At 39.0% G+C, this 20,913-nt stretch carries 12 protein-coding genes; all 12 read left to right on the forward strand.

Annotated elements, in window-relative coordinates; translation table 11 throughout:
• The first annotated feature begins 4 nt into the window (after nt 1-4).
• The 12 genes from BIV20_RS03730 (at nt 5) to BIV20_RS03785 (ending at nt 20,905) form a co-directional block, all read left to right on the forward strand.
• On the forward strand, nt 5-685 hold the full coding sequence (locus tag BIV20_RS03730; RefSeq protein ID WP_075718194.1) for a hypothetical protein: 681 nt from the start codon (nt 5-7) through the stop codon (nt 683-685).
• Nucleotides 663-1,859, forward strand: a complete 1,197-nt coding sequence (locus BIV20_RS03735) for a type IV pilus modification PilV family protein (RefSeq protein ID WP_075718196.1) — start codon at nt 663-665, stop codon at nt 1,857-1,859. Before BIV20_RS03730 ends, BIV20_RS03735 begins: the two co-directional genes overlap by 23 nt.
• Nucleotides 1,816-4,125, forward strand: coding sequence for a hypothetical protein (locus tag BIV20_RS03740; protein WP_075718198.1), 2,310 nt, complete (start codon nt 1,816-1,818; stop codon nt 4,123-4,125). The genes BIV20_RS03735 and BIV20_RS03740 overlap by 44 nt, the downstream gene beginning before the upstream one ends.
• A 17-nt stretch (nt 4,126-4,142) precedes the next feature.
• Nucleotides 4,143-4,667 carry a pilus assembly FimT family protein gene (locus tag BIV20_RS03745; RefSeq protein ID WP_075718200.1) on the forward strand — a complete coding sequence of 175 codons (525 nt, stop codon included), beginning with the start codon at nt 4,143-4,145 and terminating at the stop codon, nt 4,665-4,667.
• A gap of 14 nt (nt 4,668-4,681) precedes the next feature.
• Entirely contained in the window at nt 4,682-6,856 is a 2,175-nt protein-coding gene (locus BIV20_RS03750) for a PilW family protein (protein ID WP_075718202.1), read from the forward strand.
• A gap of 15 nt (nt 6,857-6,871) precedes the next feature.
• Nucleotides 6,872-11,407, forward strand: a complete 4,536-nt coding sequence (locus BIV20_RS03755; RefSeq protein WP_075718204.1) for a DUF5057 domain-containing protein — start codon at nt 6,872-6,874, stop codon at nt 11,405-11,407.
• Between the two features lie 122 nt (nt 11,408-11,529).
• The gene (locus BIV20_RS03760) at nt 11,530-12,852 is read left to right on the forward strand and encodes a transposase family protein (protein ID WP_075719895.1); all 1,323 of its coding nucleotides are present in this window, start codon (nt 11,530-11,532) and stop codon (nt 12,850-12,852) included.
• 426 nt (nt 12,853-13,278) lie between these two features.
• Entirely contained in the window at nt 13,279-15,405 is a 2,127-nt protein-coding gene (locus tag BIV20_RS03765) for a PTS transporter subunit IIABC (RefSeq protein WP_075718244.1), read from the forward strand.
• Nucleotides 15,406-15,426: 21 nt separating this feature from the next.
• The gene (locus BIV20_RS03770; protein WP_075718246.1) at nt 15,427-16,263 is read left to right on the forward strand and encodes a PRD domain-containing protein; all 837 of its coding nucleotides are present in this window, start codon (nt 15,427-15,429) and stop codon (nt 16,261-16,263) included.
• Between the two features lie 37 nt (nt 16,264-16,300).
• Nucleotides 16,301-16,558 (forward strand): HPr family phosphocarrier protein, encoded by a 258-nt coding sequence (locus tag BIV20_RS03775; protein WP_075718248.1) that lies wholly within the window; start codon nt 16,301-16,303, stop codon nt 16,556-16,558.
• 14 nt (nt 16,559-16,572) lie between these two features.
• On the forward strand, nt 16,573-18,195 hold the full coding sequence (gene ptsP, locus BIV20_RS03780; protein ID WP_075718250.1) for a phosphoenolpyruvate--protein phosphotransferase: 1,623 nt from the start codon (nt 16,573-16,575) through the stop codon (nt 18,193-18,195).
• Nucleotides 18,196-18,286: 91 nt separating this feature from the next.
• A complete protein-coding gene (locus BIV20_RS03785) occupies nt 18,287-20,905 on the forward strand; it encodes a translation factor GTPase family protein (protein ID WP_075718252.1) in 2,619 nt (872 codons plus the stop codon).
• The last annotated feature ends 8 nt before the right edge of the window (nt 20,906-20,913 follow it).

A 20,913-nucleotide genomic window follows, 5' to 3' on the forward strand; every position in this document is an offset into this window, starting at 1 on the left:
ACATATGACAATTTCAAAAAAAGACCAAAAACTACTCCTATGTGTAGGAGGATTATTGCTGGCATTGTTAGCATATCTTTTCGTATTTCGTAATTTTAGTGAGAAAAATAGTGATTTGCAGAAAGAAAACCAGAATCTGTCAAGCCAAGTGCAGCAGTTAGAAATTTTGGATGCCAATAAGGAACAGTATATTTCAGATACGAAGGATTTGAAGGCACAAGTGCAGGAGATGATTGACCAATACCCATCAGAGGTACGGGAAGAAAATGCAGTTATGTATGCGTATGAAATGGAAAATGAATCGGATATTCATGTAAATTCCATGACGATTACACCGGCTAATCTATTGTATACCATGGAAAAAGGATATGGTTTGTCAGTAATTACTGTAAATATGGATTATTCTGTAACATATGAGGGATTCAAAGATATTATAGACTTTATCCGTACGGATAGAGACAAACGTAACGTGGAGAGTATTTCTCTTTCTTATGATTCCGAGACAGGCAATCTGTTGGGAACCATGGTTGTAAATTTATTTGAGTTACAGGGAATTGATAAGGAATACGAAGCTCCTTACATTCCATCTATGCCGAGAGGAAATAACAATCCATTTGGAACAACGGGAGTAAGTCAGGAAAATCAGGAAGAGGCTGCGCAGAATGAAGAGCAGAACGAAGATTAAAAATGATAAAAAAAAGAATAATGGTGGATATACACTGGTAGAGATATTGGCGGCAGTAGCTATTCTGGTCATTGTTGTAATACCGCTTCTTCATAGTTTTGTTTCGATAGCAAGACTGAATGGAAAGGCGAAAAATGAGCAGGAAGCTACAGCAGTGGCTCAAAATCTGATGGAAAACATTAAGGCGGCACCTATGGAAGTGTTGCTTGCCTCATCAGAGACGTACAAGGATGAAGCTGGAAATGTCATCGAGGATGAAGACGGAAATCCGAAGATGAAAGTACAGGTAGTGCCAAGTGAGTCGAATCCGGGGGAATATATGATTTATTATAATCAGTGTGATTTCAATGGAAGGACATATCGTGCAGTGGCTAAATTGGATGCTACGACCTACCGGAAGGAAGAGGAAACAGAAGAAGATTTATATAATGATGTAGGGCTTGCAGATATTACTACCATGAGCAATAAGTCGGATGCATTTTATGTACAGGATATTGCAGGAGATACAGAGGCGGCAAGACATTTTGGAACGGAAAGTATAGTATATCCTGCAATGCATAGAGATATTACAGTGGACATTGATAAAAGTGCCACAGGCAAGGCAACAGTTCATATCAATGTAAAATATGAGTACAACGGAGTTTCTTATACGAATGTTGAGAATGTCTGCGTTTATTCTAATTCTGGTGGAACAGAGCTAGAAAATGTATATCTTTTCTTTCAGCCAATGTATACAAGTAACGGAGGAGCGGCAAAGGAGAGTATCCATGTGAATAACAATGCAAGTCTTCCGGTGGATGTATATCTGGTAAAGCAGAATTATGACAGTACTACGGAGGTACAAGAACGTAATTACCGTGTAGATGTAGATATCAATGAAACGAATCGAACAGAATTCACCCAAGACGGTAGTTATTATGTATTGACGAATCTTCAGACGAATCTGGATAAAAGCCGGAATCAGATGAAGCTTACTTATGGTGGGTTTTCAAGGCAGACAATCGGAGGAAAGTCTTATACAGCAGAGGAATTACTGGGAATTGATACAGATTCGTCTTTGGTAAAGGAAATAAAAAAGGACAGATTATATACGGTTGAGATTTCAGTTTATAGAGTAGAGGATGATACTTATGGTGACGCGTTGGTTACACTTACCGGAACGAAAGAAGAATAATAAAGGTTCCATGCTTATTATGGTGATTATGATTGTAGCCATAATTGGTATTTTAGTTACAATTTTGTATGGAATGAGCCTTCTTAATTTTCAGATGAAGTATACGGATGAGACAGCGAAGAATACTTTTTATGATGCAGAAAGTGCTTTGGATGAGGTGAGAGCAGGTTTGCAGGTGGAGGTATCAGATGCAATAACCAATGCTTATATTCGCACCATGGAGTCTTATTCACAGTTGACAGAAGAAGAGAGAGATACACAGTTTAAAAGTGAATATGTACGAAATCTTCGTGAAGCCATTAGGGAGACCGGAGACAGCAGTAAATATAGTACACATCACTTGAGTGGTTATCTGGTGAAAACAAGATATGATGAGTCTACAGAAATAGGAGCCAGAATAAGCAGTTCTAATAATGCGTTACGCATTACAGAACAGGGAATAATTTTGGAAGATGTGGAAGTAACTTATTATGGTGTTCAGGACTATGTGTCTTATATTAAGACAGATATTGTGCTGAATTTCCCGGAAATCGATTTTACACAGGCAGCTTCTATACCGAAACTTACTACATATTCCATGATTGCCAATACACAGTTTAGCGCAACTGGAACAAAGGCAGATGTTGAAGGAAATGTATACTGGGGAAAGAGTGGAAGTAATGGTGGAACTGTGATTGATAATTCAGATATAACATTAAAGCAGAGTGCAGATAGTACTACCAAGGCATCTCTTATCACAGGCGGAGATATCAATATAAGTAATAAAGCCTCTTTTATCGCTGATAATGTAGAGTTATGGGCGGACAACATAGAATTGGCGGGCAGTGACCTTGACATTTCCGGTGTGTCTTACTTAAAGGATGATTTGGTAGTTGCCAATAATAAGGGACTAGATGGTGCAAGGATACCAAGTGACCTTAAGATTTCCGGGGACTATTATGGTTATGGAAGTCCTGCGACGGCAGTATTGGCAGAATCAGTACAAGAGGCAGATATTGAAGCGTCACCGGCAGATTATAGTAGTGCCATATTGGTGAACGGTGCGCATACAAAGGTGGATTTGTCTGGATTGGATGCACTGATGCTGGCTGGAAGTTCCTATATTCAGACCACTGGACAAAGTGGAGCCAATGTATCAGGAATTACCAATAAGGATACGGCCATGGGAGAGTCATTGGCAATTAAAAGTAGTCAGACAGCCTACTTGGTACCTACCGGTTGTGTTGCACCGGAAAGTGAAAATGGTGGAATGAACCCGATGCCTGCAACCCAGTATAATAAGTTGGTACAGGAGATGGGAAAGGATAAGTTGGTAGATTTCAATACCGTGGTTCCGGAATATGGAGATTCCTTAAGTAGTATGGGAGTAAATAGTTATCAGCCGGCATACTATCGTTTAAATAATAATGTAAGTATGGTGTATTTATTTATGAAATTTGATACACAGGCAGATGCTAATAACTTTTTTGAACGGTATTATTCTATTGCAAAGAACAGAAGCGCCTTAGATGGTAAATTGGATGCATATACCAGTCAATTAAAATTGCCGGATCTCGATACCATGGCTGACAATACCAGATTTTATTATAATGGTAACATTCTGGTGAATGATGGAAGTACCGATAGTTTTTATATCAATAAACTTCAGTCGGTAACTTCGGAAGAACAGTCTTATTTAGCGGCTACTCAGGCGGAGTATCAAGATAGTTTTACAGCTTTAAATAAAAAATTGATTCGTGATTATACACAGCTTTCGGCAGAAGAAAAGTCGAATGATGTATATGGCAATTTGGTAAATGGATTTTCCAGTGCAGACAATAAATACAATATTCCGGCAGGAAGTAAGAAAGTATTCATATCCTCCGGTACAGAAAATTATGCAGCTGTAGTGGTAAATGATAATTATACAATTACAAGTAACAAAATTAGCGGTACTGATATGGAAGGAAATACAATAGCAAATGCAGAATTGAATGTTGTTATCTCTTCCGGAAATGTAATTGTACAGAGTGATTTTGAAGGTCTGATTATTGCGAAGGGAACGATTACGATTAAAAATCGTGACGATGGAAGCAGTAGCTATCAGTTGAAATCATCACCTACAAAAACAGCAATTGCGTTATCAGCTGCAAATCAGGAAGGTGTTACAGCAGCGAAATATCTAAAAGGTGATGTTGCATTGATTAATGGTGTAAACGATGATGAAGAGGGTAGTGAAATTAAGATATCAGATTTAATTACTTATGATAACTGGCAGAAAAACTAGAAAGAAGGAGGTACATTATGCGGAACAACAAAGGATTTTCTTTTGCAGAAGCAATTGCGGTAATTGCCATTTTGGCAGTGCTGGCAGCGGGAGTTGTTGTTGGAATCGGTTCGCTGGGAGGATGGCGAGTGACGAATTGTGCCTCTGATATTAACAGCTCAATGAAGAATACAAGAGTAAATGCTATGAGCAAGTCCAGTGCATATATGCAGATTCGGTGTGACAGCAATGGAGATTATTTTCTGATGGAGAGTGGAAAGCAAGAAGAAAAGGTGGCATCAGGAAGTATAAGCATTACTTATGAAACAAATAATGGGGTCACTGTTGATATTACGGATGGGAGCCCGCTTATATTGTCTTATAGTAGAAGTTCTGGTGCTTTTATGCCTATCATAACCAATGTTAGGGATGATGGAACATTTACTTTTATGACAGATGCAGGTGGTGCATATTGCTATTGCAGTAAAATTGTCATAACAAATGGAGCAAAGACGAAAACAATCACACTGGTAAAAGATACCGGAAAACATACGCTGGAGTAACAGGAGATGGTAGAGTGAAGGATAATAGAGGATTATCACTGGTAGAATTGGTTGCTGTTGTGGCAATTATGTTAATTTTGTCAACAGCAGTGATAGGATTTGTAGCGGCGGGAATGCGGCATTATCAGGAAGCACGTTCCGAAGTGAACCGGCAGAGTGAAGCTCAGATGGTGTCCAATCAGCTACAGGATCTTTTGATAGATACTGCTAATGGGGTCAAGTATGATGATAGCTCTAAAGAATTATGGGCATATACTACGGAAGCAGAAAGTGGAACCAGTATTTATACAGCTACGAAAATAAATTGGGATAGACCTACAGAAAAGTTGTTGTTTTCTAAATACATTTATAATCCTGAAGGTGGCGGTGGTTATACTCAGGTTGAGGATGGCGTGGATCAGTTATTAGCAGAACATGTCAGTGACTTTACAGCGGATTTGTCTCGGTTAGAAAATGAAAATATTATTACATTTGGGATTGAAATTACAATACAGGAAAAATCCTACCACACGGAAGGCGTTGTAACCCTTAGAAATAAGTTGAAAGAGGTAGCGGACGAGAATGAGGCATTTAAAGATGTCGTGGTGGAATTGAATCCTATTGTGAAGAACGTTGTTATCAGTCCTTCCAGTGCATGTATGTGGCAAGGGGGGAATTATTCAGGTTTTACAGCAGTAGTAAATGGTGTGAACTATCCGGCACAGGATGTTTCATGGAAATTTTCAGAGGCAACGGTAGCTGCATTGACAGATGCAGGAACTACAATTGATTCGAATTCCGGTATGGTTACACTGGGAGAAAATGAAACATGTGAGAGTCTTACAGTTGTGGCAACTTCACTGGAAAGTACCAAAAATCAGCCCGACAGCAGTAAATGGGTAAGTGGGAATGCAACAGTTCTTAATAAGTATGTTACCGGAATTCAGATGGGAGCATTAGAAAATACCGCAAATCTCAGTGCTGAGGCAACATTGTCAGTAAATGGTGTAAACTTTGAAGGGAACGAGGACTTGTCAGGAAATATAAGTTTTGAGATTACCGATGAAACCGGTGCTGAGGCAACAGATATCCGAACCAGCGTAAGAAGTGCCGGACAGCAGGTGGCAGGTCAGAAATCAGAATATATTTTAAAGATATTTGCAACTTCAGATAAGTATAAGGGAAAAACAGTATACGTCCGCCCAAGTATTAGTTTTAACGGAAAGACTTGGAAAGGTGCAGAGCAAACTGTTACTTTTAAAGAGCGTAAGATAACAAGTCTTACCTTGGAGGTGCAAGATGAGAATGGAAACTGGATGGAATGTGGCAATACTGCTTATAATGGAAAACGCGGAGAGGTATTGAAGTTTAGAGTAAAAGTTTCCTATGGTTCCGGCGATTCTTTAAATACTGAGTTTGAAACCTATTGGTTGCCGGGAGATAGTGAATGGTCAGAATATCTTACTTGGTCTGTGACAAAGGGTGGTAAGGAAACGCAAGACTATGGAGATGTAGCTGAGCTTGTGAATAACGGAACCTTTACTCTTGGGGATTTAGAACGTTACAATGTGGCGAATCAGTATTCCTTTGCTATCAATGTAGGATATAAAGACGCCGCCGGTTCTGCAAGTGGTCAGAGCATAAAAATATCAATACCGGAGGTTTCTATATCTGTTTTAGAACGGCATGATGGTCAGTCAAAAGAATTTATGACAAATGGTGAAAGTCAAAATCTTCATTTTGTAGTGTCAGGGCTTGATGCTAGCTTATATGATATTACCATGGAGAGTGTAGAACAAAGTGTAATGCAGCAGGGAAATGTAAGAATTTCCGGAGACTTAGTAATATTGACACCACAAAAAGCGGGCAAAGCCGACATAAAGTTCAATCTTGTGGATAAAGCGGGAAATATAATTCAGAAAGGAAATAAGGACATTAATGTTAACTTCCCGTTAGAGGTTGGAAATAAAAATCTCTATGTTAGAACCGGTGCATTTGGAAACTATGATTATACTTTGATAGAAAGTTCTATGTATGTTCCTGTAAAAAATTATAGTACAAAAGGAACTACGGCTTATTCCATTAATGGTGTTAAGGTGGAGTATCGAACAACCAGTGGATTATTTGGAACAGACAAGACAGTAACAATTAATGATGGAAATAAGTATACAAGTGTCAGCCATGATGGCGAACAAATATGGTACAGATAGAAAGGTAGGAGTGGCATGAAGAAAGTAGTAAAAAGAACGTTGTCAGGTACATTATGTGCGATTCTTGCTGTCTGCCTGTATCTGGGCTCTGTCATTCAAGAGGTGCAAGCGGGAATCATAGCCAATAACGCAAGTGCAGATACAAAGAAGGTTTATACAGAGAAGGATTCAAATTATAAGAGCGGAACGGCAGAAAATCCACTGACTATTTTAGAGATTGTGCCGAACCATAGTATGGCAAAGATTGGTTATCTCATACCGGGATGTGAACCAATTGACATGAATAAGTTAAAAACAGATGATACGGTATTTGGAACATATCGTTCTATGTTTGCTACCAGTAACAATGGAGAAGAAACAGCGGTTACTGTGGAAGATGTAGATTTAAAAAAATTTGCAGATCAGCTTCCTTCTAAAGCTACGGTACGGGAACCATGGCAGGATAAAGAACTGTTGAAATCCATGGCACCTGCAGATATTAATTGGGTAACGCAAGAAACGAATTTTGGTATGTGGCGATTTGTGATTAACGCATATACGGAAACGGGATATTATCAGTATGTAGAAGACGGAACAGGATATTTTAATCTGGAAAACAGAGATACTGCACCGGAGTTTGTATATGATGAAAATCATAAGGGAAGTTATAACTGGGTAGAAGCAGAAAATACAGAAGGAATTACGACAGATTATACTGCGGATTGTGTTTGGACAACAAGAACTTCGAATTACTATTTTGAATATAAAGAGCGTGCTATTACCAATAATGATTTACTGATAAAGAATACATTTGATACTTCTTCGCAAGAAGGATTTGTTTCTCAGGTTATTACGCTGACACCGGAAGAACTAAATAGTGAGGAGAATCTTAAATTAATTGATACAGTGGATTTGATTGTCATTGGGCAGGATGCAGAGACTGATATACGCAAATTGTGGAATGCAATGCGTGATGATGAAGATTTGGATCCTGTAGATGAGAATGCGCCTACTAAATTCAGTCAGAATGATTTGCCATGGGCTGCGGTAAAGCGTATTGTAGAAAGAATGGCGTCCGAGAATCCATCAGCATTGATTTTAGATAAGACCACTTATGATAATGGTGGAAGTACGAACCTTACCAAGCTTGCTATTATGTTGTTAGAGTATGATCCTACATTGTTTATCGATTGCTATTTTGATAAGATTGATGGAAACGGAACATATACGGATAGTAATAAGGTTGCACATGCAGAGTGGGTATGTAGTGAATATCCGGAGCAGAATACATTTGATTTAAATCTGGCAAAGAACAAGAATATTAACTTGGAAGCAGGGAATGGAGTAATTGCAGACAATATATATGCGTATAACGGATATAATGTTTTTACGCATGGATATGGCGATAAAAAATACAGTGAGACTACATTGAACAAAGAAGCCTTTGATTATTTCGAGGAAATAAATGGAAGCAGACCGGAAGCACTTAGTGCCAGTGAATTTGTTCAGTACATATTAAATGGTAATCGCTATAAGACCTCTATGAGAATTTTGGAGGTGGAACCAACGAATTCCTTTATCTATCCGGGAGATGATTATATAGATACCACCAAGGATGATAGTTGGGTGGAATACTATCGCGCATTGGTTCCATGGATGAAGGGAGATTTAAAACAGCTGGTGAAGAATGGTAAAATAGAAATCGTAACCATGCCAAGTTGGGAATTCATCGGTAAAATAGAAGATTTGAACGCTGAGTATGATATGATTGTTTTTGGACCAAAGCAGAATAAGGCAAATGGTTCGGAAGGATATAATGATACCGATATGAATGGGCTGATTTATAGTAGTATCGGAGATAAGGTGTTAAAAAATGCGAGTGCAGTTCGTAAATTTCATGAAATGCAAAGTGGTGAAGCAATGCGTTATTCCGGCAATGACTTGACAGAAAAGAAGTTTGTCGAAGTAAAGAATTTCTTGAAGGGCGGAAAACCGGTAGTTGTGGATAGCGTATTTTATACCAAAGGTTCTACAGGAATTAGCACCAATACAGTAAATAAAGTTACAGTAGATGAAAGCTCTTATGCATATCAGTTGTTTGCTCTTAAAGGAACAGAAGAAGGCAGGAATATTTTTGTAACCGACCGGCTGGATATGTCAGAGATGAAAAAATTATTGTCCAGAGAAAGCTGTGAAATTGAGTTTTATACCGCAGATGGTGGAAAGGGTTATCCGACAGAATATAAGTATGAGACGAAGAGTGATGGAAGTATTAATGGTGATACAGTAACTTATGTGGATTCTCAGACGTTTGCTTATCAGTTCCGAATTAATGGTACGCAAAGTCAGAATTATGGGGTAAAACTTTACATTGACAGAAATGGTGATGGTATATATAAAGGCTCTTTGAAAGAAAATGTTTTAGGACAGAATGAGGATGAGTCGGAAGAAATTGAAGGGCTTACCGTAACAGATATGTATGGAAATCCTGTGGATGCCAATAGTCTCAAGGCTGGTGTCTGGTATCGGGTATCCAAGGAATTGCCTGCAAATTATTTGGGAATTTTACCATGGAAGTTGGAGTTATATGATACTGCCAATACCATGATTCGTGATAATGTGGTGAAATATTCTGCAATTAAGACTACAGCAGAGAATCGAGAGAAAATAAAGGTGTTGCAGATGAATCTGGTGGTCAATCTGGGAACAAACGATTCTCAGCCCGATGGAGTTGTTATGGCAACAGAGGGGTACAAAAGTGACGATCTAAATGCCAAGAAGTTTCAAAAATATCTGGGCGCAGTAAATGACTTTGATGTTACAGTAGAAGTGTTGTCAAATAAAGCTTGGAATCAAATGTTTGGAAAAGGAAGCAACAAGTCAGATGAGGAAAAAATAGAAGATTGGAAAGCATATCTGGATGAGTATGATATGTTGATGATTGGATATATGGATGTTGCGCAGTTTACAAGTAATAATGTTTTTCAGGCCGGATTTGAATATTTTGTCAGTCAGAACAAGAGCGTCATCTTATCTCATGACATAGTGAAGGATGAAAGCTACAAATGGGATTCCGGAGTTTCCGGTAAGATGTCTAATTATGATGATAACATTCGTGATTTGTTGAGTCAGCGACGATATAATAGCAGTTATGTGAAACTAAAAGATAAGGAGGTTGCTTTAGTTTTAGACCAGACATTGAAAGATCATAAGGAACATAATAATGATATTACCTCTCTTACCACAACCAATGAGAATGGGGAATTGGTACCGAATTACGGTGATAATAGTACGAATTTTTATGTGAAGTATGGACCAAATTCGAATAGTAATAATAAAGGGGCAAAATCTGATAGAGATTGCCATACAACGAATCCGAGTTTCCCATCTACAACCACATATGTGAATATTAACAATTCCGGGCAGATTACCAATTATCCTTATACATTGGGAAGTGTCATTAAGGTTGCAAATACACATGCTCAGTATACCCAGTTAAATTTGGATGATGAAGATATGGTGGTATGGTATTCACTGACGGATTGGTATTCGAAAGATTATGCAGATGAAGTAAAACAGATTTCAGGAAGTAATGCAAAAGGGAAATCGGAATTCGGGCGAGGTTTATATTCCTCTAGGGAAAGTGATGTAAGAAATAATTTCTATATCTACAATATAGGAAATATCACCTATACAGGTATGGGACATTCGGGATATAAAGATGGGGCAACCTTGCCGGATGATGAGGTAAAACTTTTTGTAAATACCATGATTAGTTCGTATCGTGCTACCTCAGATAATCCATATGCAGAGGTAACCAATGCAGATAAGGTAGAGAACAGCAAGAATGATGTATATCTGTATGTGCCTATGGATGAGGCGAATTTTGACTATACCAATGAAAATATTCAGGTGAAATTTAAGATAACGGATCCTAGTTGGTTGCAGACACAAGATAAGGATACCTATTTGCAGTTTACCACGGATAAATTAGGAACAGAACCGCTTACCAATCAGATGCCTTTGTATCTGGAGAGAACCGGCAATCTGGCAGGAACAACGGAGCTTACATCGAAGGATAGATATGTATATTTGAAGAAACCTGCAAATTGGAGTGACAATATTTCCTGTTATATATATTCTGGTATTGATGAGTCTAATAAAAATGCATCGTGGCCGGGAGTAGAAATGGAAAAAGTCAATGGAGAAGGCTTGTATCGCTGTAAGGTTCCATCCTCCATTATTAGTCCACTAGTGATATTTACGGATGGAAAGAGTCAATATCCGGGGCAGAATCAGCCTGGTTTGAGTTATAGTGGTTCTTCCATGATAGCAGACGGGACAAAATATTGGAACTGGACGGCTTATCCGGAAGAGAAACAGCAGGCATATCAGGTGGATGTCGATGGTAGTTATTACTTTAATGTAAGTTATCAAGAACTGATAAATCAGGGACAGTTGGAATACTATTTGTGTTTGAAGTCGTCCTATAAGAAAAATGGAAATACAGTTATGAACAAAGAAGTAACCAAGGTAACTGTGCTTCCAATGCCATTATTTGACTTGAATTAGAAAAAGTGGGAATTTTTCAGCATTGAAAGGTAAAAATAATTCGCACTAAATCATATGAAATTACTGTGGTTTTCTCTGTAATAAGGTAAAATAGAAGAAAAACTTTATCGCAGAGGTGCAAAATGAGCCGAGAGCAGGAAAGAATCAGAAAGAAACTTGAAAACAATCCCATTGCTGAATGTAATAAGATTCAGAACAGATTTTGTCCGGAACTATTTTCGATGTTCGGCAGAGTAAAAGATCCCCGTAATCAGAGTTACATTGATTATTCTTCAAGAGTCATGCTTGGAACTATGTACTATAAAAGTATTGCAGGGATTTCGAGCATGCAGGAAATGACAAGAACCTTTAATGATGAGAAAATCTGCAGAAATTTATACAGATTCATGGGAGAAGAAGTAAAAGATTATATGCCCCATGGTGTGACAGAAAATGAATTTCTGGAAAGATTAGATCCAAGGGAGTTAGAGAATGTTCAGCAGAATATCGTATATTCCATGATTCGTCGAAAGACCTTTGATAATGCCAAGGTGTTAAAGAAATGGCAGATTATTGTAGATGCAACCGAATTGGACGAAGGATACCAAAAGAAGAATGAGCATTATCTGAGCCGGTGTTACAACAGAGGCTCAGATAAAGAGTACATTAAGTATCACAGAAGCATACTTGAGGCAAAAATATACTTTGGAGAAAATCTTGTATGCAGTATTGCATCAGAAACAATAGAAAATTCGGAGAAATATATAAATCAAAGTGATGAAGCAGTAAAACAGGATTGCGAAAGTAAAGCTTTTGTAAGACTTGCTGCCAAAATCAAACAGAAATTCCCGAGGCTGCCAATTATCATTACGGCAGATGGACTGTATGTTACAAAAACAGTTTTACAGATATGTAAAGATTATCATTGGGATTACATTATCCGATATAAAGAAGGCTGCGCTTCATCAATAGCTAAAGAATACCGTGCACTTCCGGAAAAAGAAACAATTGGAACTGATATAGAGTATCAGAATAAAATCATGTTCAATGACTTTGACGTGAATCTAATCTATTATCGGGAAAGGTGGATTGTAAAAGGTGAAGAGAAAGAAAGAGAGTTTGCCTGGATTACAAGCATCGAGATTACGAAAAGTAATGCAAAAAAAATCGTACGTGCCGGACGTAACAGATGGAAAATAGAAAATCAGGGATTTAACCGCCAGAAGCATTGGCAGGGAGATATAGAGCACGCATGTAGTTGGAATGAGCGGGCACAGAAGAATCACTATCTGATGGAACAGATAGCGGATTTTGTGAAGCAGCTATATGAGTATTTCTATCTTGAAAAAAATGGAATAAAAAAGCTGCAAAAAAATATATCTCCTGAATTGTTAGCCAGCTTTGGACGGCAACTAACAGAAACAGAAGATATACCAGTTCAACTGAATAACTCAGTTCAAAACTGAATTAATTGTAGCAAAGAAGGTGATGCCTGCCAAGAGGAAAATGCAAAATTTATTCACAATTTTTTTTGACAGGAATTTGTGTAAGTATGCAATGTGGATAACTTAAGACATTTTCACACGAAATGTCGAAGATAAGCATTTTACGGAAATGGTAGGCTATAAAACAAATTTACCTTTCAATGCTGGGAATTTTTGTTTTTACCTAGACAAATGAAAGAATTAATGCTATTCTATATACATAGTATGTTACTGGAACAGCAGGCATTAACTATACATAAATCAAGAGGATATTTATGTGTGTTAATGCCTTTTTTTATATCATAGGAAAGAACTTACGAAAAAGAAGTCAATCATAGGTTATAAAGCACAAAAAGGCTGGATAATATACAAAGTATCCCCTAAAAATAAAAAAGGAGTGAGTAACAGATGAAAGACAAGATTTTTGGTGTTCTTCAACGTGTAGGAAGATCTTTCATGCTTCCTATCGCAATTCTGCCGGTGGCAGGACTTTTACTTGGTATTGGTGGTTCCTTTACCAATGAAACCATGCTTGATACGTATGGTTTAATGAAAATCATGGGACCCGGAACGATTCTCAATATGATTTTCACCGTAATGAGTGAGGCAGGTAATGTTATATTCGCAAACCTGCCGGTTCTCTTTGCTATGGGCGTGGCAATAGGAATGGCAAAGAAGGAAAAAGAAGTAGCAGCATTAGCATCCGTAATCGCATTCTTTATCATGCATGCATCTATCAGTGCTATGATTACTATCAATGGTGGTACGGAAGCGATGTTAGACGGAGCTACAACTGACGTATTAGGAATTACATCTCTTCAGATGGGTGTGTTTGGTGGAATTATCGTAGGACTTGGAGTAGCAGCATTGCACAACCGGTTCTACAAGATTGAACTTCCACAGGTATTATCCTTCTTTGGAGGTACCAGATTCGTACCAATTATTTCTGCATTGGTGTATGTAGTAGTAGGTATTGCAATGTTCTTTATCTGGTCGGTAATTCAGCAGGGAATCTACAGTGTAGGTAATGTGGTATTAGCTTCCGGTTATGGTGGAACATGGGTATACGGAGTTATGGAGCGTGCATTGATTCCGTTCGGACTGCATCATGTGTTCTACTTACCATTCTGGCAGACCGGAGTAGGCGGTTCTATGGAAGTTGCAGGACAGATGATAGAAGGTGCACAGAACATCTTCTTTGCACAGTTAGCAGATCCAACCGTAGATCACTTTGCGGTAGAAGCAACCAGATTTATGTCCGGTAAGTTCCCATTGATGATTTTCGGACTTCCGGGAGCAGCGCTTGCAATGTACCGTTGTGCAAAGCCGGAAAAGAGAAAGGTAGTAGGTGGTCTGTTATTATCCGCAGCATTGACATCTATGCTGACTGGTATTACAGAACCGATTGAATTTACATTCTTATTTGTTGCACCGGTATTATATGTTATTCACTGTGTATTTGCAGGTCTTGCTTATATGTTCATGCATCTCTTGAATGTAGGTGTAGGTATGACCTTCTCCGGTGGTTTGATAGATATGTTCCTGTTCGGTGTATTGCAAGGAAATAAAAAGACCAGTTGGGTATGGATTGTTGTCGTAGGAATTGGATATTTCATAGTATATTATTTTATGTTCTCCTTCTTGATTAAGAAGTTTAACTTCAAGACACCTGGTCGTGATGATGCGGACGAAGTAAAACTCTATACCAGAAAAGATGTAGAAGCGAAGAAAAATGGAGAAAAAGAAGGCGGAAATGAACTGTCCCGTAAGATTTGTGCAGGTCTTGGCGGAAAGAAAAATATTTCTGATGTAGACTGCTGTGCAACACGTTTACGTTGTACCGTATTTGATGCAGATAAAGTAGATGATGCTTTATTAAAATCAACAGGGGCTTCCGGAGTAATTCACAAAGGATTAGGTGTACAGATTATTTATGGACCGAAGGTTACTGTCATTAAATCCGATTTAGAGGATTATCTGGAAACAGCACCGGACGAAGAAGATATTCAGATATCTGCTTCTGTAGAAGAAAAGCAGGAAAGCCAGTCTGGAAACCAGGGACAGAAATTGGTAAAAACCATTATGATTGCAAGCCCGTTTGATGGAAATGCAGCAGAATTAGAAACAGCACCGGATGAAGGATTTGCAGGAAAAATGATGGGAGATGGAGCTGTAGTAGAGCCATCTGAAGATACAGTAAAGGCACCGGTAGATGCCACTGTAAGTTTTGTATTTCCAACAAAACATGCCATTGGATTAGAAACAGAAGATGGAATGGAGATGCTTCTTCATATCGGAATTGATACCGTAAAATTAAATGGAGAAGGATTTGAAGTATTAGTAGAAGAAGGTGCAAAGGTGAAAAAAGGCGATGCACTAATGAAGATTGACATGGATTATATCAAGTCACATGCACCATCTTTAGTATCACCGGTATTATGCACTGATTTGTCAGATAACCAGAAGATTCGTATGGTAAAGACAGGAGCAATAAAGGCGGGAGAAGATCTTTTCGCTGTAGATATTTATGAATAAAGCATAGGGGAAGGAAAGAGTATGTACCGTGTTACCAAGGCATTAAACCATAATGCAATATTAGCAGTAAAGGAAAACAGCGTAAAGGAATATCTTTTGCTGGGAAAGGGAATCGGATTTGGAAAAAAGGTATCAGAATATGTAGAACCGGGTGAGGATGTCAGAGTATATTCCTTACAGTCTGATTCAGAGCGTGGAAATGCCAGAAAAATGGTACGGGATATGGATCCGGTATATTTAGAGATTTCTAATGCCATACTAAAAAAGGCAGAAGAAGAGTTTGGTAAGATAGACCGGAGCATACTCTTTCCTATGGCAGATCACATTGCATTTGCAGCAGAAAGAATTCGCAAAGGGGAACAAATTAGTAATCCACTGACTCAGGATATACAGGTATTGTTCTATAAGGAATATAAGATTGCAGAATTGGCAGAGGAGTTGCTTTGGCAGATGGAGGGAATCCGTATTGATAAGGATGAGATAGGATATATTGCACTTCATGTTCATTCCTCCATCTGTGATGAAAATGTATCCAATGCTATGCAGATTGCAGCGGCAGTGCGTGAGTGTGTTGCAATGATTGAGGAAGAGACGGGCAGTAAGATTGATGTACAGACCCTTTCTTATAACCGTTTGATGAATCATGTGAAATATATGGCAGCGAGAGGTATGACCGGAGAAGAATTGAAACTGGATATGAATGAATATATTGAGAAGCAGTATCCAAATTCTTTTCAGATTGCAGATGAAGTGTGTAAGCATCTCTCCCGCGCACTTCAAATAGAACTGCCGGAAATTGAGATAGGATATCTGGCAATGCACATAGAACGTGTATGCTCCAATGAAATAGAAAGTTAAATTATTACAAAAAGAAAATGAAAGAGAGGAAACGAAAATGAAAACATTTCAGTACAAAATTACAGAAGAAGTAGGAATTCATGCAAGACCGGCAGGACTTTTGACAAAGGCAGCAAAGGAATGTGGTTCCAAGGTTACCATTTCCAGCAATGGTAAGAGTGCAGATGCAACTAAGTTGATGGCTGTTATGAGCCTTGGTGTAAAATGTTTTGATGAGGTTACTGTTACCGTAGAAGGTGAAAATGAAGAAGAAGCAGCAGCTCAGATGGAAAAGTTTTTCAAGGAGAATCTGTAGACAGGAGAGATTTCATGGAAAAATATAGTGGTAAGTCAATTTTTCAGGGAATTGCAATTGGAAAATTATTGTTTTATGAAAAGCAGCAGGCAGAAGTAAAACGACATAAGATAGAAGATAAGACAGCAGAAATTGAGCGCTATGAAAAAGCGAAAGAAACTGCTATTGCACAACTTCAGAAGTTATATGAAAAGGCATGTAAAGAAGTAGGAGAAGTAAATGCTGCCGTATTTGAAGTGCATCAGATGATGCTGGAGGATGAAGATTATAATGATTCCGTGCGAAATATGATTGAGCAGCAGGAAGTAAATGCAGAGTATGCGGTAGCTGTAACAGGAGATAATTTTTCTAATATGTTTGCTGAGATGGAGGATGAATATTTCAGTGCAAGAGCAGCAGATATTAAAGATATTTCAGACCGCGTCGTATCTGTGCTTTGTGGTGGAGACGGAGGCGTGAATGATTTGGACGAGCCGGTTATTTTGGTGGCAGATGATTTGGCCCCAAGTGAAACTGTTCAGATGGATAAGGAAAAACTCCTGGCATTTGTAACAGAGCAGGGCTCATCCAACTCCCATACAGCAATTTTAGCCAGAACCATGAATATTCCGGCATTGATAGGAATAGCCATTCAGAAAGAATGGAATGGAAAAATGGCAGTAGTGGATGGATTTACAGGCACTTTGTATGTAGAGCCTACCGCTGAAGTCTTAGATGAGATGACAGAGAAGCAGAAAAAGCTATTAGAAGAACGGGAATTGCTTCAGGAGTTGAAAGGAAAAGAGGATATTACAAAAGACGGACGTAAAATCAAGCTGTATGCTAATATTGGCAATGTTTCTGATGTTGCAGGGGTACTTAAGAATGATGCAGCAGGAATTGGTCTGTTCCGTAGTGAATTCCTGTATTTGGAAAAGGATCATTTTCCAACAGAAGAGGAACAGTTCTTTGCCTATAAGACAGTAGCAGAGAGAATGGCAGGGAAGAAGGTTATTATCCGTACATTGGATATCGGTGCTGATAAGCAGGTAGATTACTTCAATCTGGATAAGGAAGAAAATCCTGCTATGGGCTATCGTGCAATCCGTATCTGTCTCACACAGCCAGATATATTTAAGACACAGCTTCGTGCCTTATTCCGTGCAGCAAAGTATGGAAATATTGCAATCATGTATCCTATGATTACTTCGGTAGGTGAGGTAAGAAAAATTAAGGAAATCGTGGCAGAAGTAAAGGAAGAATTAGAGAAAGCAGAAATCCCTTACGGAGAAGTAGAACAGGGAATCATGATTGAAACACCGGCAGCAGTTGTTATGAGTGATGAGTTGGCGAAGGAAGTGGATTTCTTCAGTATCGGAACCAATGATTTGACTCAGTATACACTGGCAATTGATCGGCAGAATGCAAAATTGGATGACTTCTATGACTCTCATCATCCTGCAATTCTTCGAATGATACAGATAGTTATTGATAATGGTCATGCTAACAACTGTTGGGTTGGTATTTGTGGAGAATTAGGAGCAGATACAACTCTTACGGAAACATTTGTAAAAATGGGAATTGATGAATTATCCGTTTCACCGGGATTCGTACTTCCGATTCGAAAAATCATTCGCCAGATGGAGAGTGGAAAGTAAATAGAAAAGACCTTTGTTATCTGAAAAGATAGCAAAGGCTTTTTTTATATGTTAAAATATAGGAAAACACGAAAAAAGTAGGAAGAAGACTATGGGCAAAATTTGTATAGCTGTACTGGCGCATGTAGATGCCGGAAAGACAACTTTATCAGAGGCAATGCTTTATCACAGTGGAAGCATTCGGAAAATGGGAAGAGTAGACAATCAGGATGCTTTTTTGGATAACTATGCACTGGAACGGGAACGTGGCATCACTATTTTTTCCAAGCAGGCAGAACTCAAACTTGGGGAACAAGAGATTACGCTGTTGGACACTCCTGGACATGTGGATTTTTCAGCGGAAATGGAACGAACCTTACAAGTATTAGATTACGCTATTTTAGTCATCAGTGGGGCAGACGGTGTTCAGGGACATACTAGGACTTTATGGCAGCTGTTAAAGCGATATCAGGTACCGGTTTTCTTATTCATCAATAAAATGGATCAGCCTGGAACAGATGAGCAAGTGCTTATGGAGCAGTTGCGGGATGGTTTGTCAGAAAACTGCATTGATTTTTCTGTAGGAGAGTCGGAAGAATTTTATGATAATATTGCCATGTGTGGTGAAGAAGCTATGGAGCAGTTTTTAGAAGATGGCAGTATTAAAATAGAACAGGTCAGAAAAATGATACAGGAACGAATGATATTTCCGTGTTTTTTTGGTTCTGCGTTAAAGGAGCAGGGGGTAGAAGAATTCTTAGAAGGACTTGTTGCGTATAGTCAAGTGCCTTCCTATCCGAAGGAGTTTGGAGCAAGGGTATTTAAGATTGCAAGAGATGAACAAGGAAATCGACTGACATACTTAAAAGTAACAGGAGGAAGTCTTAGGGTAAAAACGATACTTCCGGGCCAACAGGAGAAGATTAATCAGATTCGGATTTACTCCGGAGAAAAATATATTACCGTAGAAGAAGCAGAAGCCGGAACAATTTGTGCTGTAACCGGATTGAGTCAGACCCGTCCGGGAGAGGGCTTTGGTATGGAGTCTGAAGTATCTGTACCATTGCTAGAACCTGTGCTGACTTATCAGATTTTACTTCCGGAAGGAATGGATGCAGCAGTAGCACTTCCGAAGTTGCGCCAGCTTGAGGAAGAAGAACCGGAACTTCATATCGTCTGGGAGGAACAACTGCAAGAAATTCGGGTGCAGGTCATGGGGGAAGTACAGATAGAGATTCTGAAATATCTGGTAAAAGAGCGGTTTGGAATAGAGATTGAGTTCGGAGCAGGAAATATTGTATATAAAGAGACCATACGAAATGTAGTAGAAGGCGTGGGACATTTTGAACCATTACGTCATTATGCAGAGGTACATCTTAGAATGGAACCGGGAGAGCCAGGAAGTGGGCTTCAGTTTGCCACTGAATGTAGCGAAGATGTGTTAAGTCGTAACTGGCAAAGATTGATTTTGACACACTTGGAAGAAAAAGAGCATAAGGGTGTCTTGACCGGTGCACCGATTACGGATATAAAGATTACTTTGACTACTGGCCGAGCTCATCAGAAGCATACCGAAGGTGGAGATTTCCGACAGGCAACTTATCGGGCAGTACGACAGGGATTAAAACAAGCGGAATCTGTACTGTTGGAACCGTATTATTCCTTTCGACTTGAAGTGCCGGAAAGCAGTATTGGACGTGCTATGACAGACTTAGAGCGGATGCATGGAGTGTTTGAAACACCGGAGATTCAAAATGGGAGAGCGGTGCTTACAGGAAGTGCACCGGTGGCGTTGCTTCAGGATTATCCTAAAGAAGTGACAGCATATACCAGGGGGGAAGGTAAGCTCTTTTGCACGATTTTGGGATATGGCCCTTGTCACAACGAGGAAGAGGTTATTGCAGAGAAGTGTTATGATTCAGAAGCGGATTTAGAGAATCCTACAGGTTCTGTGTTCTGCGCTCATGGAGCAGGATTTGTAGTAAATTGGGACGAGGTTAAAAATTATATGCATCTGGAAAGTACACTAGAGACTGCAGAAGTATCACAGATAGAAGAGGAGCCGATATTTACAGAATATACAGAAGAAATGTGGATTGATACGGAAGAAATTGATGAAATCCTGTCAAGAACATATGGAGCAAATAAGAAAGACAAGGGGAATTCTGTAGAAAGTGGTTTTGCCAAAAAGCGTAAGCCATTAGAAATATCTTCTGTAACCAGAACCTATCAGCCGAGAAAGTCAGAGGAAGAATATCTGCTGGTAGATGGTTATAACGTGATTCACGCATGGGAAGAGTTGAAAGAGCTGGCAGAGACCAATCTGGACGGAGCAAGAGGAAAGCTCATGGATATTTTGTGTAATTATCAGGGGATTCGTAAGTGTAATTTGATTGTAGTGTTTGATGCTTATCGTGTAAAAGGACATGCAGCAGAGGTGACGGATTATCATAATATCCATGTGGTATTTACGGCTGAAGCAGAGACTGCAGACCAGTATATTGAAAAATTTGCCCATGAAAATGGAAAAAAATATCGTGTGACAGTAGCAACTTCAGATGGACTAGAGCAGATTATTATTCGTGGGCAGGATTGTCTGTTGTTGTCGGCACGGGAACTAAAGGAAGAAATAGAACGAGTATCAGAACAGACCAGGCAGGAATATATGAAAGAGCAAGCGGGAGAACGGAATCGTCCTATGGAGGAGTTGCTAAAAGAAGTACATATTTAGAGGATTGT

The organism is Roseburia sp. 499 (assembly GCF_001940225.2).
Classification (GTDB): Bacteria; Bacillota; Clostridia; order Lachnospirales; family Lachnospiraceae; genus Petralouisia.

Bases quoted from the DNA above. Each gene is read 5' to 3' on its own strand.
- BIV20_RS03740 (WP_075718198.1), top strand. From the start codon at position 1,816: ATGGTGACGCGTTGGTTACACTTACCGGAACGAAAGAAGAATAATAAA.
- BIV20_RS03770 (WP_075718246.1), top strand. From the start codon at position 15,427: ATGTACCGTGTTACCAAGGCATTAAACCATAATGCAATATTAGCAGTA.
- BIV20_RS03760 (WP_075719895.1), top strand. From the start codon at position 11,530: ATGAGCCGAGAGCAGGAAAGAATCAGAAAGAAACTTGAAAACAATCCC.
- BIV20_RS03785 (WP_075718252.1), top strand. From the start codon at position 18,287: ATGGGCAAAATTTGTATAGCTGTACTGGCGCATGTAGATGCCGGAAAG.
- BIV20_RS03755 (WP_075718204.1), top strand. From the start codon at position 6,872: ATGAAGAAAGTAGTAAAAAGAACGTTGTCAGGTACATTATGTGCGATT.
- BIV20_RS03730 (WP_075718194.1), top strand. From the start codon at position 5: ATGACAATTTCAAAAAAAGACCAAAAACTACTCCTATGTGTAGGAGGA.
- BIV20_RS03775 (WP_075718248.1), top strand. From the start codon at position 16,301: ATGAAAACATTTCAGTACAAAATTACAGAAGAAGTAGGAATTCATGCA.
- BIV20_RS03745 (WP_075718200.1), top strand. From the start codon at position 4,143: ATGCGGAACAACAAAGGATTTTCTTTTGCAGAAGCAATTGCGGTAATT.
- BIV20_RS03765 (WP_075718244.1), top strand. From the start codon at position 13,279: ATGAAAGACAAGATTTTTGGTGTTCTTCAACGTGTAGGAAGATCTTTC.
- ptsP (WP_075718250.1), top strand. From the start codon at position 16,573: ATGGAAAAATATAGTGGTAAGTCAATTTTTCAGGGAATTGCAATTGGA.
- BIV20_RS03735 (WP_075718196.1), top strand. From the start codon at position 663: ATGAAGAGCAGAACGAAGATTAAAAATGATAAAAAAAAGAATAATGGT.